The sequence below is a fragment of the Streptomyces sp. NPDC000075 genome, from assembly GCF_040301925.1.
GTDB lineage: Bacteria > Actinomycetota > Actinomycetes > Streptomycetales > Streptomycetaceae > Streptomyces > Streptomyces polychromogenes.
The window spans coordinates 164,474-178,350 of sequence record NZ_JBEPFL010000012.1; the positions used below are offsets into that span (position 1 = coordinate 164,474).

Annotated in this window: 13 protein-coding genes; 1 reads left to right on the top strand and 12 read right to left on the bottom strand. The window is 71.1% G+C overall.

Annotation, left to right across the window (positions count from 1 at the left end):
• Nucleotides 1–132: 132 nt before the first annotated feature.
• A complete protein-coding gene (locus ABT403_RS16925; RefSeq protein ID WP_344159339.1) occupies nt 133–1,383 on the top strand; it encodes a glycosyltransferase family protein in 1,251 nt (416 codons plus the stop codon).
• Nucleotides 1,384–1,475: 92 nt separating this feature from the next.
• On the opposite strand, the gene ABT403_RS16930 is transcribed toward ABT403_RS16925, so the two are convergent.
• From ABT403_RS16930 to ABT403_RS16985, 12 genes are all read right to left on the bottom strand, one after another.
• A complete protein-coding gene (locus ABT403_RS16930) occupies nt 1,476–3,902 on the bottom strand; it encodes a RelA/SpoT family protein (RefSeq protein WP_425580196.1) in 2,427 nt (808 codons plus the stop codon).
• A gap of 254 nt (nt 3,903–4,156) precedes the next feature.
• Entirely contained in the window at nt 4,157–4,714 is a 558-nt protein-coding gene (locus ABT403_RS16935; RefSeq protein WP_344159336.1) for an adenine phosphoribosyltransferase, read from the bottom strand.
• A complete protein-coding gene (secF, locus tag ABT403_RS16940) occupies nt 4,711–5,769 on the bottom strand; it encodes a protein translocase subunit SecF (RefSeq protein WP_344159333.1) in 1,059 nt (352 codons plus the stop codon). Before secF ends, ABT403_RS16935 begins: the two co-directional genes overlap by 4 nt.
• Nucleotide 5,770: 1 nt before the next feature.
• Nucleotides 5,771–7,591 carry a protein translocase subunit SecD gene (secD, locus tag ABT403_RS16945; RefSeq protein WP_344159329.1) on the bottom strand — a complete coding sequence of 607 codons (1,821 nt, stop codon included), beginning with the start codon at nt 7,589–7,591 and terminating at the stop codon, nt 5,771–5,773.
• Between the two features lie 150 nt (nt 7,592–7,741).
• Entirely contained in the window at nt 7,742–8,194 is a 453-nt protein-coding gene (gene yajC, locus ABT403_RS16950) for a preprotein translocase subunit YajC (RefSeq protein ID WP_344159326.1), read from the bottom strand.
• A gap of 164 nt (nt 8,195–8,358) precedes the next feature.
• The gene (ruvB, locus tag ABT403_RS16955; protein WP_344159323.1) at nt 8,359–9,432 is read right to left on the bottom strand and encodes a Holliday junction branch migration DNA helicase RuvB; all 1,074 of its coding nucleotides are present in this window, start codon (nt 9,430–9,432) and stop codon (nt 8,359–8,361) included.
• Nucleotides 9,433–9,520: 88 nt separating this feature from the next.
• Nucleotides 9,521–10,147: a Holliday junction branch migration protein RuvA gene (gene ruvA / locus ABT403_RS16960; RefSeq protein WP_344159319.1), complete on the bottom strand. Its 627-nt coding sequence runs from the start codon at nt 10,145–10,147 to the stop codon at nt 9,521–9,523.
• Nucleotides 10,144–10,680, bottom strand: coding sequence for a crossover junction endodeoxyribonuclease RuvC (gene ruvC / locus ABT403_RS16965; RefSeq protein ID WP_344159316.1), 537 nt, complete (start codon nt 10,678–10,680; stop codon nt 10,144–10,146). The genes ruvA and ruvC overlap by 4 nt, the downstream gene beginning before the upstream one ends.
• A gap of 123 nt (nt 10,681–10,803) precedes the next feature.
• Nucleotides 10,804–11,556, bottom strand: a complete 753-nt coding sequence (locus ABT403_RS16970) for a YebC/PmpR family DNA-binding transcriptional regulator (RefSeq protein WP_042812451.1) — start codon at nt 11,554–11,556, stop codon at nt 10,804–10,806.
• A gap of 57 nt (nt 11,557–11,613) precedes the next feature.
• Complete coding sequence (pdxT, locus tag ABT403_RS16975) at nt 11,614–12,207, bottom strand: pyridoxal 5'-phosphate synthase glutaminase subunit PdxT (protein ID WP_344159310.1); 594 nt, start codon at nt 12,205–12,207, stop codon at nt 11,614–11,616.
• A gap of 11 nt (nt 12,208–12,218) precedes the next feature.
• On the bottom strand, nt 12,219–13,136 hold the full coding sequence (gene pdxS, locus ABT403_RS16980) for a pyridoxal 5'-phosphate synthase lyase subunit PdxS (protein WP_042812448.1): 918 nt from the start codon (nt 13,134–13,136) through the stop codon (nt 12,219–12,221).
• A gap of 172 nt (nt 13,137–13,308) precedes the next feature.
• A complete protein-coding gene (locus ABT403_RS16985) occupies nt 13,309–13,851 on the bottom strand; it encodes a LemA family protein (protein ID WP_344159305.1) in 543 nt (180 codons plus the stop codon).
• Between the last annotated feature and the right edge of the window lie 26 nt (nt 13,852–13,877).

Here is a 13,877-nt window from a genome sequence, read left to right on the forward strand (position 1 = left end):
CGTCCGCCGTATATGGGTCCGATTCGTTACGCGGATTCAACACAGGGTGCGCGCGGGTTGCACCCTCCACCTGTGTAACGTTGTACGGTGCCGCCTCGGCGGCCTTCTGCCGGGCGACGACCAGGATCGAATGTGACGCATACCCAGATACGCGCTGATGTCCCCGACTCACTTCTCGTCGCCGAACCGGTGTCCGGCGAGAAGGACTCCGGACTCCGCGGTGTCGGACGGCGCGTACTCGCCAACCTGAAGCGGGCCCGCAAGGCGCTGCTGATCCACATCGCCCTGCGCGCGACCGGGCTCGCCGTGATGGCCATCTGGGCCGTGCGCAAGGACGTGCGGCCGCTGGAGATCCTGGGCGGGCGCTGGGACGCCGTCTACTACCTGCACATCGCCGAGAACGGTCTGACGACCCCGCTGGCGACGCCGTCGCCGTGCGCGTTCGCGGGGCCGAGCTGCCAGATGGCGTTCTTCCCCGTCTACCCGATGCTGGTGCGGTACACCTCGTTCGTCACGCACCTGCCCATGAACTGGGTGGCGATGGGGCTGGCGCTGCTGGCGTCGGTGGTCGCCGCGTGGGGCATCTTCGCCGTCACCGACAAGATCTACGGACGCCGGGTCGCGCTCTTCACCTGCGCCCTGTTCGCGATCGTGCCGGCGGCGCTCGTCCAGTCGATGGCGTACACCGAGCCGCTGTTCCTCGCCCTGTCCGTGTGGGCGATGTACGCGGTGATGACGAAGTCCTGGCTGACGGCCGGTGTGCTGGCCTTCTTCGCGGGGGCCACCCGGCCCTCGGGTTCGGCGATCGTCGCGGCCGTGGTGCTGGCGGGGGTCTGGGAGTACGTGCAGTGGCGCCGCGGGCGCCGCTCGCAGCGGCCCCCGGTGGGGCGGATCGTGACCGCCTCGCTGATCGCCCCGCTGGGCTGGTTCGGGTACGTGGGCTACGTCGGCTGGCACTTCGGGCGCTGGGACGGCTACTTCGAGCTCCAGCGCCGCTGGGGTTCGGTGTACGACGGCGGGTTCGACACCCTCAGCGAGCTGAAGAAGACCTTCACCGAGGTGCACACGACCCTCAACCACGTGGTGGTCTCGCTGACCGTGGTCACGGCGGTGGTGCTGTTCGTGCTGATGACGCGCCGGCGCCGGCCCCCCATGGTGGTGTGGATCTTCGCAGCCATGATCATGCTGATGGCGCTGGGCGGGGCGGGCTTCTACTTCTCGAAGATGCGCTTCATCATGCCGGCGTTCCCGCTGCTGTTCCCCTTCGCGCTGGCCCTGGCCAGGGCCCGGCGGAGCACCGTGGTGTGGATCGTCGGCTCGGCCACGGCGGTGTCCGCGCTCTTCGGCGGCAACCTCAACTTCGTGTGGTGGGGCTGCCCCTGACCGGGCCGCCGCGCCGGAGGTGAACGTGGGCGCCACCCCCTCGGGGGTGGCGCCCACGTCCGTTGGCCGGTCCGGGCCCGGCCGGGCGGGTGCTACGGCCTGCGGGCCGAGGTCACGCGGTAGACGTCGTAGACGCCCTCGACGCCCCGTACGGCCTTCAGGACGTGTCCCAGGTGCTTCGGGTCGCCCATCTCGAAGGTGAACCGGGAGGTGGCCACCCGGTCACGGGAGGTCTGCACGGCCGCCGAGAGGATGTTGACGTGCTGGTCCGACAGGACCCGGGTGACGTCCGACAGCAGCCGGGACCGGTCCAGCGCCTCGACCTGGATGGCGACGAGGAAGACGGAGGACTGGGTCGGGGCCCACTCCACCTCCAGCATCCGCTCGGGCTGCTGGGAGAGGGAGTCGACGTTGACGCAGTCGGCGCGGTGAACCGATACGCCACTGCCGCGGGTGACGAAGCCGATGATCGGGTCGCCCGGGACCGGCGTGCAGCAGCGGGCCAGCTTCACCCACACGTCGTCGACGCCCTTGACGACCACGCCCGGGTCGGCGTTGCCGCGCCGCTTGGTGCGGGCGCGGGACGGCGGGACGCTCTCCTCGATGTCCTCGTTGGCGGCCTCCTCGCCGCCGAGGGCCTGGACCAGCTTCTGCACGACGCCCTGCGCGGCCACGTGGCCCTCGCCGATCGCCGCGTAGAGGGAGGAGATGTCGGGGTAGCGCATCTCGTGCGCGAGGGTGACGAGGGAGTCGCCGGTCAGGATCCGCTGGATGGGCAGGTTCTGCTTGCGCATGGCCCGCGCGATGGCGTCCTTGCCGTGCTCGATGGCCTCGTCGCGGCGCTCCTTGGAGAACCAGGCGCGGATCTTGTTGCGGGCCCGCGGGGACTTGACGAAGCCCAGCCAGTCGCGGGACGGGCCGGCGCCCTCGGCCTTGGAGGTGAAGACCTCGACCAGGTCACCGTTGTCGAGGGTCGACTCGAGCGGCACGAGCCGCCCGTTGACCCGCGCCCCTATGGTGCGGTGGCCGACCTCGGTGTGGACGGCGTACGCGAAGTCCACGGAGGTGGCCCCGGCGGGCAGGGCGATGACGTCGCCCTTGGGGGTGAAGACGAAGACCTCGTTGCGGGAGAGGTCGAAGCGCAGGGAGTCGAGGAACTCGCCCGGGTCCTCCGTCTCCTTCTGCCAGTCGAGGAGCTGGCGCAGCCAGGCCATGTCGTTGACCGTGTCCTGGCCGGCGCTGCCCTTGGCGGCCTGCGGGACGTCGGTGCGGATCTTGGAGGCGCCGGCGACGGTCTGCTGCTTGTACTTCCAGTGGGCGGCGATGCCGTACTCGGCGCGGCGGTGCATGTCGAAGGTGCGGATCTGGAGTTCGACCGGCTTGCCGTTGGGTCCGATGACCGTCGTGTGGAGCGACTGGTACATGTTGAACTTGGGCATCGCGATGTAGTCCTTGAACCGGCCGGGGACCGGGTTCCAGCGCGCGTGCACGGTACCGAGGGCCGCGTAGCAGTCCCGGACGGTGTCCACGAGGACGCGGATGCCCACCAGGTCGTAGATCTCCGCGAAGTCACGGCCGCGGACGATCATCTTCTGGTAGACGCTGTAGTAGTGCTTGGGTCTGCCCGTGACGGTGGCCTTGATCCGGGCCGCGCGCAGGTCGACCATCACCTCGTCGGTGACGACGGCGAGGTACTCGTCGCGCTTGGGGGCGCGCTCGGCCACGAGGCGCACGATCTCGTCGTACATCTTGGGGTAGAGGATCGCGAAGGCGAGGTCCTCCAGCTCCCACTTGATCGTGTTCATGCCGAGGCGGTGGGCCAGCGGCGCGTAGATCTCGAGGGTCTCGCGGGCCTTCTTCTCCTGCTTCTCCCGCTTGAGGTAGCGCATGGTGCGCATGTTGTGCAGGCGGTCGGCGAGCTTGATGACCAGGACGCGCGGGTCCTTGGCCATGGCGACGACCATCTTGCGGACGGTCTCCGCCTGGGCCGCCTCACCGAACTTGACCCGGTCGAGCTTGGTGACCCCGTCGACGAGGAGGGCCACGGCGTCGCCGAAGTCGCGGCGGAGCTGGTCGAGGCCGTACTCGGTGTCCTCGACGGTGTCGTGCAGGAGGCCCGCCATCAGGGTGGCGGGGTCCATGCCGAGCTCGGCGAGGATCGTGGTCACCGCGAGCGGGTGGGTGATGTACGGGTCGCCGCTCTTGCGCTTCTGGCCGCGGTGCCAGCGTTCGGCGACCTGGTACGCCTGCTCGATCTGGCGCAGCGTCGCCGTCTCGATCTTCGGGTCGTTGCTGCGGACTATACGGAGCAGGGGCTCCAGTACCGGGTTGTACGGGTTGGAACGCTGCACGCCGAGACGGGCCAGCCGGGCGCGCACCCGGTTGGAAGACCCGGCCGGCTTGGCCGGAAGGGGCTTGACCGGCGGGGCCGGCTGGGGCGTCGCTGCTGCCGCCGCGGCCGGCTCGGCCTTGGGGTCGGGCTGCGAGGCAGAGAGTGGCGGCTGGACCTCGTCTGGCAAGAGCGCTCCTCTGGGGGTCCCCCCGGACGGAGTCTGGGGGAGGTTCCGGGGCCCCGGTCAGGTCCGGATAAACCATGGTAGCGAGGGTTCCGCCGACCCGTTCTCCCCGGCCGCTCCGCGAGATACGGCCCCAGCCCCGTTCCACCCCGCCTCAGCCTCCGACGGCCCGGGGGCAGCGCCCCGGCAGCGGTGCCGCACACGAAAGCGGCGGGTACCCGGGATTCCCGGGCACCCGCCGCTTCGGCACAGCGGGGTCAGACCACGATCAGCGCGTCCAGCGGAGCCCCGGCGAGGGCCCCGGACAGCTTCTCGCGCCCCGGGAGGAACGACAGCTCCATCAGGACCGCCACACCGGCGACCTCGGCACCGGCCCGCCGGATCAGTTCCAGCGAGGCCTCGGCGGTGCCGCCGGTGGCCAGGACGTCGTCGATGACCATGACCCGGTCACCGGCCGACAGGTCCTCCGCGTGGACCTCGATCTCCGCCGTCCCGTACTCCAGCTCGTACGCCTGGGCGAGCGTGGCGCCCGGCAGCTTGCCGGCCTTGCGCACGGGGATGAAGCCGATGCCCGCCTTCACGGCGACCGGGGCCGCGAGGATGAACCCGCGCGCCTCCAGCCCGACGATCTTCGTCGCGCCGTACCGGCCGGCCAGCTCCACCAGGGTGTCGGTCAGCGCGCCGAACGCCTTCGGGTCGGCGAGCAGCGGGGTGATGTCCTTGAACACCACGCCCGGCTTCGGGTAGTCCACGACGTCCGTGATCCGGCTGAGCAGCAGCTCGCGGACCTCGGGGGTGCAGGATGCGGTGGTCACCGGCGCCGCCTCCCCTGGCCGCCCTGGGCCACGACCTCGGGGGTGTCGTCCCCTTCGGCGCCGCCCTCGACGTCCTCGCCCTTGGCGGCCGCGGCCGCCCGCTTGGCGAGCACGCGCTTCTTCAGCGCCTTCATCGCCGGCTCGCGCTCCTTCAGGTCCACGACCAGCGGGGTGGCGATGAAGATCGAGGAGTACGCGCCGGCCGCCAGACCGACGAACAGCGACAGCGAGATGTCGTTGAGCATGCCCGCGCCGAGGAAGCCGCCGCCGATGAACAGCAGGGCCGCGACCGGCAGCAGCGCCACGACGGTGGTGTTGATCGAGCGGACCAGCGTGCCGTTGATGCTGCGGTTGGCGACGTCGCTGAAGGTCCAGCGGGTCTGCTTGGTGATGTCCTTCGCGCCCTCCTTGAGACCGTCGAAGACGACGACGGTGTCGTAGAGGGAGTAACCGAGGATGGTCAGCAGACCGATCACGGTGCCCGGGGTGACCTCGAAGCCGACCAGCGCGTACACGCCGACGGTGATGGTGAGGTCGTGGATCAGCGCGACCAGGGCCGCGACGGCCATCCGCCACTCGAAGGCGATGGCGAGGTAGACCACCACGAGGACCATGAAGATCGCGAGGCCCGTCCAGGCCTTGTTCGCGATCTGCTCGCCCCAGCTCGGGCCGACCAGGTCCGCGTTGATCTGGCCCGCGTCGACCTTGAGGTCGGTGCCGAGCTGCTTCTTCACGGAGGCGGCGGAGTCGGTGTCCAGACCGGAGATCTGGATGCGCAGCCCGCCGGTGCCGAGCTCCTGCACGATCGCGTCGTGCCCCGAGGCCTTCTCCGCGGCCTGGGTGGCCCGCGCGACGGACACGCTCGTCTTCGGGGTGGTGAAGACGGCACCGCCCTTGAACTCGATGCCCATGTTGAGGCCCTGGACGGCCAGGGCGACGGCCGCCGTGATGGTGATCAGGATGGAGACGCCGTACCAGACGAAGCGCTTGCCGACGAAGTCGTAGCCGACCTCACCGCGGTACAGCTTGGCGCCGAGATCTCCCAGCTTCGACATCTCACGCCTCCTTTGCGTCGACGGGGGCGGGGACGGGGCCGGTACGGCGGGAGCGCCGCAGCGGGGGCTTGGCGCCGAGCCGCTTCGGGTCCAGCCCGGACCACGGGTGACCGCTGGAGAAGAACTTCGTCCGCGCCAGCAGCGTCATGACGGGCTTGGTGAACAGGAACACCACGACCACGTCGAGCAGGGTGGTCAGACCCAGCGTGAAGGCGAAGCCCTGGACCTTGCCGACGGTGACGATGAAGAGCACCGCGGCGGCGAGGAACGACACGAAGTCGGAGACCAGGATCGTGCGCCGGGCGCGCGGCCAGGCCCGCTCGACGGCCGGACGCAGCGTGCGGCCCTCGCGGATCTCGTCGCGGATGCGCTCGAAGTACACGATGAACGAGTCCGCGGTGATGCCGATGGCCACGATCGCGCCGCAGACGGCGGGCAGGTTCAGGGCGAAGCCGATGCCCTTGCCCAGCAGCGCCATGATCGTGTACGTGAGGACCGCGGACACCATGAGGCTGACGATCGCGATGAAGGCCAGGCCGCGGTAGTAGACCAGCAGGTAGATCACGACCAGGGCCAGGCCGATGGCACCGGCGATCAGGCCGGCCTTCAGCTGCTCCCCGCCGAGCGCGGCGGTGACGGTGGTGACGCTGTCCTCCTGGAAGGACAGGGGCAGGGCGCCGTACGAGAGCATGTTGCCCAGGTCCTGCGCGGACTGCTGGGTGAAGCCGCCGGAGATCTCGGCGTTGCCGCCGGTCAGCGCCTGGCTGACGGAGGGGTCGGAGATGACCTCGCCGTCGAGGACGATCGCGAACTGGTTCTGCGGGGGCGTCTTGGTGGCGAGCTCACCGGTGATCTTGGCGAACTTGTCGGCGCCCTTGTCGGTGAACTGCATGGTGACGATCCACTGACCGCGCTGCTGGTCGATGACGCCCTTGGCGTCCTTCACGTCCGTGCCGGCGACCTGGGCGGGACCGAGGATCCACTTGCCCCACTGGGCGCCGCGCTTGCCACAGGCGATCATCGGGTCCTCGGGCTTGACGCCCTTGCCCGCGGCGGCCCGCTGCTCCTCGTTGGTGCAGTTCAGCGCCGCGAACTTGGCCTGGAGCCCGGCGACGGCCGGGTCGGCCGGCGGGGTCGGCACGGGGGCCGGGGCCGAGGGCGAACCGGAGGCCTGGGCGGACGGCGTGGCCTTGTTGTCGTCTGCCTTCTTCGACTCGCTCGCCGAGGGCGAGGGAGTGGGGGTGCCCGGGGCCTTGAGGGCCTCGCTGAGCACGCGGCCCTGGGAAGTGGCGCTGGACGACGGGGTGGCCGACGCGGACGGCTTGGTGCCGCCTTCGGCCTTCGGGGCGCCGGAACCGCTCGCGGAGGGGCTCGGGGAGCCGCTCGGCTTGGTCTCGGGGGCGGCGGGGGCGCCGTCCGCGAAGGCGAGCACGGGGCGGAAGTAGAGCTGGGCGGTGGTGCCGACCTGCTCGCGCGCCTGCTGCTCGTTCGTCCCCTTGGGGATGTTCACGATGATGTGGTCGCGGCCCTGGGTCTGGACCTCGGCCTCCGAGACGCCGAGACCGTTGACACGGCGCTCGATGATGCCGACCGCGGTGTTCATGTTGGTCTCGTTGACCGCGTCCGGCTTGCCGGGCTCGCTCTTCGCCTTGAGCGTGATGCTCGTACCGCCCGCGAGGTCGATGCCCAGGCGAGGGGTCGTCTGATGAGAGAGGAACATCCCCGTGGTGAGCGCCACCATCGCGATCAGGATGAGGGCCAGGGCTCGCCCGGGCCTCCCCTGAGCCCCCGTGGGCCGCCGGCCCTTCTTCGGTGCTGCCACCTTGTCGTATCTCCCTGTCCAACCGTCCCGCGCCGGGTCAGCGCGCGGACGGCCACGAAATGTGTGGTGGGGACCCCTGCCCCCCGCAGAAGTTCGGTACGGGGTCCCCGGCGGCAGCCGGTCGGGCGCCGCCGGGGTCCCCGGCCGGCGCTACTTGGCGCCGGCCTCGCCGTCGGTCTTGCCGTCCTTCGGCTCGTCGTCCTTGTTCAGGTCGAGCTTGGGGGCGTCCTCCGGGCCGGAGTCCTTCGACAGGTCCGTCTTCGGGGACTCGGAGTCCGTCAGCGAGGAGGCGTCGTCCGGGACGGTCAGGCCCTCCGCCGTGGCGCCGTGGACGATGCGGTTGTACTCGTCGTCCTCGAGCACGGCGCCGATGGCGTTCTTCGCGTAGATCGCGTGAACGCCGGGGGCCACCTCGAGGGTGACGGTGTCGTCACCGATCTCCTTGACCGTGGCGTACATGCCGCCGATGGTGCGGACGCCGGTGCCGGCCGTCATGTGGTCGCGCATCTGCGCGGCCTGCTGCTGCTTCTTCTTGGCGGAGCGGGTCATCAGGAACATCGCCCCGATGAGCACGATGAACGGGAGGAGTGTCACGAGATTCACGGGACGGAGATCCTTCGCACGACCGCACGGGAGACGGCCTTTTTCTACGGGGGTGGGCACGCCGACCCGAAGGGTCGGCATCGGCGGAGTCTAGGCGAGTCCGCACCGATGGAACAACGCCCAGCATGGCACCGCAGTTCCTGACCGGTCGAACCTCCGCGCCGTCAGGCCCCGAACAGGCCCTGTTGTCCGCTTGATCCGCCGGCCTCGCGCTGCGGGGGAACAAGTCCCAGGTGAGCCCATGCGGCGGGGGTCGCGACCCGGCCCCGGGGGGTACGGGCCAGCAGGCCCTCCCGCACCAGGAACGGCTCGGCGACCTCCTCGACCGTCTCCCGCTCCTCCCCCACGGCCACGGCGAGGGTGGACAGCCCGACGGGACCGCCGCCGAACAGCTTGAGCAGGGCCTCCAGCACGGCCCGGTCCAGCCGGTCCAGCCCGCGCGCGTCCACCTCGTACACCTGGAGGGCCGTGGCGGCCACCTCGCGGGTGATCACCCCGTCGGCCCGGACCTGGGCGTAGTCGCGGACGCGGCGCAGCAGGCGGTTGGCGATGCGCGGGGTGCCGCGGGAGCGGCCGGCGATCTCGGCGGCGCCGGCGGTGTCGATCTCCACGTCGAGGAGGCGGGCCGAGCGGTGGATGACGCGTTCCAGCTCCTCGGGGGCGTAGAACTCCATGTGCCCGGTGAAACCGAAACGGTCCCGCAGCGGCGGGGGCAGGAGGCCGGCCCGGGTCGTCGCCCCGACGAGGGTGAACGGGGGCAGCTCCAGGGGGATCGCGGTCGCGCCGGGGCCCTTGCCGACGATCACGTCGACGCGGAAGTCCTCCATGGCCATGTACAGCATCTCCTCGGCGGGCCGGGACATGCGGTGGATCTCGTCGAGGAAGAGGACCTCGCCCTCCTGGAGGGAGGAGAGGATCGCGGCGAGGTCGCCGGCGTGCTGGATGGCGGGGCCGGAGGTGATCCGGATGGGCGCGCCCATCTCCGCCGCGATGATCATGGAGAGGGTGGTCTTGCCGAGGCCGGGCGCGCCGGAGAGCAGGACGTGGTCGGCGGTGGCGCCGCGCTGGCGGGCTGCCTTCAGCACGAGGTCCAGCTGCTGGCGGACCTTCTCCTGGCCGACGAACTCGCCGAGGTCCTTGGGGCGCAGGGCCGCCTCGACGGCGGTGTCCTCCCCGTCGGCCGCCGCCGCGACCAGCCGGTCGGGCTCGGGGGTGGTGCTCTCGTCGTCCCAGTTCACGCTGCCGGTCTGCCTTCCAGGTCATTGCGGTGGTCTGTGCGGGGGTCCCGCCACGCGGGGCGAGGGTCCCGCGCGGCGGGACCCGGGGTCAGCGGGCCCGGTTCAGGGACTGGAGGGCCGCTCGGAGGAGCTGCGGGACGGGGGCCGGGCCCCCGGCGGCGATGGCCGCCTCCGCCTGGGGGGTGACGGCGGCGACGGCGTCCTCCGCCTCCCGCGACGCGTACCCGAGCCCGATCAGCGCGGCCGTGAGCTGCTCGGTCCAGGGCGCGGGCGCCGACGCGGCCGCCCGCTGGGCGCCGACCACCGGCGCGGCGGGCGCCCCCAGCTTGCCCTTCAGCTCCAGCAGCAGCTTCTGCGCGCCCTTCGGCCCGATGCCCGGCACGGCCGTCAGGGCCTTGGCGTCCCCCGCCGCGAAGGCGGCCCGCAGGGCGTCCGGGCTGTGCACCCCGAGCATCGCCTGCGCCACCCGGGGGCCGACCCCGCTCGCGGTCTGGAGGAGCTCGAAGACCTGGCGTTCGTCGTCGTCGGCGAAGCCGTAGAGGGTCAGGGAGTCCTCACGGACCACCAGGGACGTGGCCAGCCGGGCCGGTTCGCCGACGCGCAGGCCCGCGAGGGTGTTCGGGGTGCACTGCACGGCCATGCCCACTCCCCCGACCTCGACCACGGCCAGGGTGGGGGTGAGCGCGGCGACCGGGCCGCTGACGAAGGCGATCATCTGGTACGGCCTTTCAAGGCGGAGGCGTGCTGGGCTACCGCCTGCTGGAGGCGGTTGTGGGCGGGGGCCCGCCAGATGTGGCAGATGGCGAGGGCCAGCGCGTCGGCGGCATCGGCCGGCCTGGGCGGTTCGGCGAGCCGCAGCAGCCGGGTGACCATGGCCCCGACCTGCGCCTTGTCGGCCCGGCCGCTGCCGGTGACGGCGGCCTTGACCTCGCTGGGGGTGTGCAGCGCGACGGGTATCCCGCGGCGCGCCGCGCACAGCATGGCGACGGCGCTGGCCTGGGCGGTGCCCATCACGGTGCGGACGTTGTGCTGGCTGAACACCCGCTCCACGGCGACGAATTCCGGCCGGTGCTCGTCGAGCCACTCCTCGATGCCGCGCTCAATCGCGACGAGCCGGTGCCCGAGCTCGGCGTCCGCGGGGGTCCGTACGACCCCCACGCCGATCATGGTCAGGGGCCGTCCGGCGACGCCCTCGACCACGCCGACACCGCACCGCGTCAGCCCCGGGTCCACACCCAGTACGCGCACCGCGCCCCCTCTTCCGGTCACCGCTCACCTGTCCGTGCAGGCTATCCGCCCCCACTGACAATGCGACGGCGGGCCGACGGGGTGTCTCCCGCCGGCCCGCCGTCACAGGGCGAGTGAGGCCGACTAGGCGTCGACCTTCTCCATGACCTCGTCCGAGACGTCGAAGTTGGCGAAGACGTTCTGCACGTCGTCGCTGTCCTCCAGCGCGTCGATCAGCTTGAAGATCTTGCGCGCGCCCTCTTCGTCGAGCTCGACCTGCATGGTCGGGACGAAGCTGGAGTCGGCGGAGTCGTAGTCGATGCCGGCCTCCTGGAGCGCGGTGCGGACCGCGACCAGGTCGGTGGCCTCGCTGATGATCTCCCAGGTGTCGCCGTTGTCGTTGACCTCTTCGGCACCGGCGTCCAGGACCGCGCCGAGCACGTCGTCCTCGGAGAGCTCGGCCTTGGGCAGCAGGATGACGCCCTTGCGGTTGAACAGGTACGAGACCGAGCCCGGGTCGGCCATCGAGCCGCCGTTGCGGGTCATGGCGACGCGGACGTCGGAGGCGGCGCGGTTGCGGTTGTCGGTGAGGCACTCGATGAGCACCGCGACACCGTTCGGGCCGTAACCCTCGTACATGATCGTCTCGTAGTCGGCGCCGCCGGCCTCCAGGCCGCCGCCGCGCTTGACCGCGGAGTCGATGTTCTTGTTCGGGACCGACTGCTTCTTGGCCTTCTGAACGGCGTCGAACAGCGTCGGGTTGCCGTCGATGTCGGCACCGCCCATACGGGCCGCGACCTCGATGTTCTTGATCAGCTTCGCGAAGAGCTTGCCGCGCTTGGCATCGATCACGGCCTTCTTGTGCTTCGTCGTAGCCCATTTAGAGTGGCCGGACATCCGCCTGTCTCCTTCGCGTAACCAACAGTGTTCACCTCAGATCCTACCGGGACCTGATTACAGCGCCGCGCGCACCATGTCGACGAAGTACGCGTGGACGCGGTCGTCGCCGGTCAGCTCCGGGTGGAACGAGGTCGCGAGGACGTTGCCCTGCCGGACGGCGACCGTGTGGCCGTCGTACGTGGCGAGGACCTCGGCGGAGGCGCCGACCGACTCGACCCAGGGGGCGCGGATGAAGACACCCTCGACGGGGCCGCCCGCTATGCCCGAGAAGTCGATCTTCGCTTCGAAGGACTCGTTCTGGCGGCCGAAGGCGTTGCGGCGGACGATCATGTCGATGCCGCCGAGCGTCTCCTGGTCGTCACGGCCGTCGAGCAGCTTGTCGGCCAGCATGATCATGCCGGCGCAGGTGCCGTACACGGGCATGCCGGCGCGGACGCGCTCGCGCAGCGGCTCCAGCATGCCGAACAGGACCGCGAGCTTCGACATGGTCGTGGACTCGCCGCCGGGGATCACCAGGGCGTCGACCTCGGCGAGCTCCTCGGGACGCCGGACCGGCCTGGCCACGGCGTCCGCCGCGGCCAGGGCGATCAGGTGCTCCCGTACGTCGCCCTGGAGGGCCAGGACACCGATCACGGGGGGGTTGTTCATCGTGGGGTGCCTTACCAGCCGCGGTTGGCGTAGCGCTCGGTCTCGGGGAGGGTGTCGCAGTTGATGCCGACCATGGCCTCGCCCAGGTTGCGGGACGCGTCCGCGATGACCTTCGGGTCGTCGAAGAAGGTGGTGGCCTTCACGATGGCGGCGGCGCGCTTGGCCGGGTCGCCGGACTTGAAGATGCCGGAGCCGACGAAGACGCCCTCGGCGCCGAGCTGGCGCATCAGCGCGGCGTCGGCCGGGGTGGCGACGCCACCGGCGGAGAACAGGACGACGGGGAGCTTGCCGAGCTCGGCGACCTCCTTGACGAGCTCGTACGGGGCGCGCAGCTCCTTGGCGGCGGCGTACAGCTCGTTGTTGTCGTAGCCGCGCAGCTGGGCGATCTCGTTCTTGATCTGGCGCAGGTGGCGGACGGCCTCGACGACGTTGCCGGTGCCGGCCTCGCCCTTCGAGCGGATCATGGCCGCGCCCTCGGCGATGCGGCGCAGGGCCTCGCCCAGGTTGGTGGCGCCACAGACGAAGGGGGTGGTGAAGGCCCACTTGTCGGAGTGGTTGATCTCGTCGGCCGGGGTCAGGACCTCGGACTCGTCGATGTAGTCGACGCCGAGGGACTGGAGCACCTGGGCCTCGACGAAGTGGCCGATGCGGGACTTGGCCATGACCGGGATGGAGACGGCCTCGATGATCTCCTCGATCATGTTCGGGTCCGACATGCGGGCCACGCCGCCGTCCTTGCGGATGTCGGCCGGAACCCGCTCCAGGGCCATGACGGCCACGGCGCCGGCGTCCTCGGCGATCTTCGCCTGCTCGGCGTTGACCACGTCCATGATCACGCCGCCCTTGAGCTGCTCGGCCATGCCGCGCTTGACGCGGGAGGTGCCGATGGCCGACTCAGCGGACTGGGGAGAGGTGGGAAGCGTGCTCACGGTTGACCTCACTGGAAGGGAAGACGGGGTACTACTCGGCAGAGACAACCCCACCGACCAGTCCACTACAAGGGCCAATATGGAGCCGGTGGCTCCTTGTTTTGTCCCCGGCGGCGCTGGTGGACCCCGATCGGACCAATCCCACGGCCTTCCGCGCCCCCTCCCGCCCCGTCTAGGCCGGGCGGTCCGCGAGGTCGGCCGGGGGTTCGTCGTCCATCTCGAAGGCGAGCGGGAACGGCGCGTGCCCGGCCAGCCGGAACCAGCGGACCTTGCGGTGCCTGCGCAGGGCGCGGGCGGCCCGGACGGCGTCGTTGAGGAAGCGCCGGGCCATGGGGACCCGGCGCACCGCCGCGGCCAGCTCCTCGGCCGCCGCCACGCCTCCGGGGGCGCTCTTGAGGACCTCGACCTGGTCGGCGTCGGCGAAGACCGCGCGCAGCGCCTGGCTGAGCTCGCTCTCGGCGACCTCGCGGTGCTCCTCCTCGGCCTGCCGGGCGGCGTGCGCGGCCTCGTACAGCACGAGCGAGGAGGCGGGGTCGAGCGCCCCGGAGGTGGCCACCTCCAGGACGACGGAGGCGCGCCGCACCAGCTGCGCGTCCAGGGCGGCGCGGGCGGCGTCCATCCGGGTGTGCAGCCGGTCCAGCCGCCCGGCGGTCCAGCTGAGGTAGACCCCGACGGCGCCGAGCGCCAGCGCGATCCAGACAAGGTTTTCGATCACGGGCGGCGACACTACCGGCTCCGGCG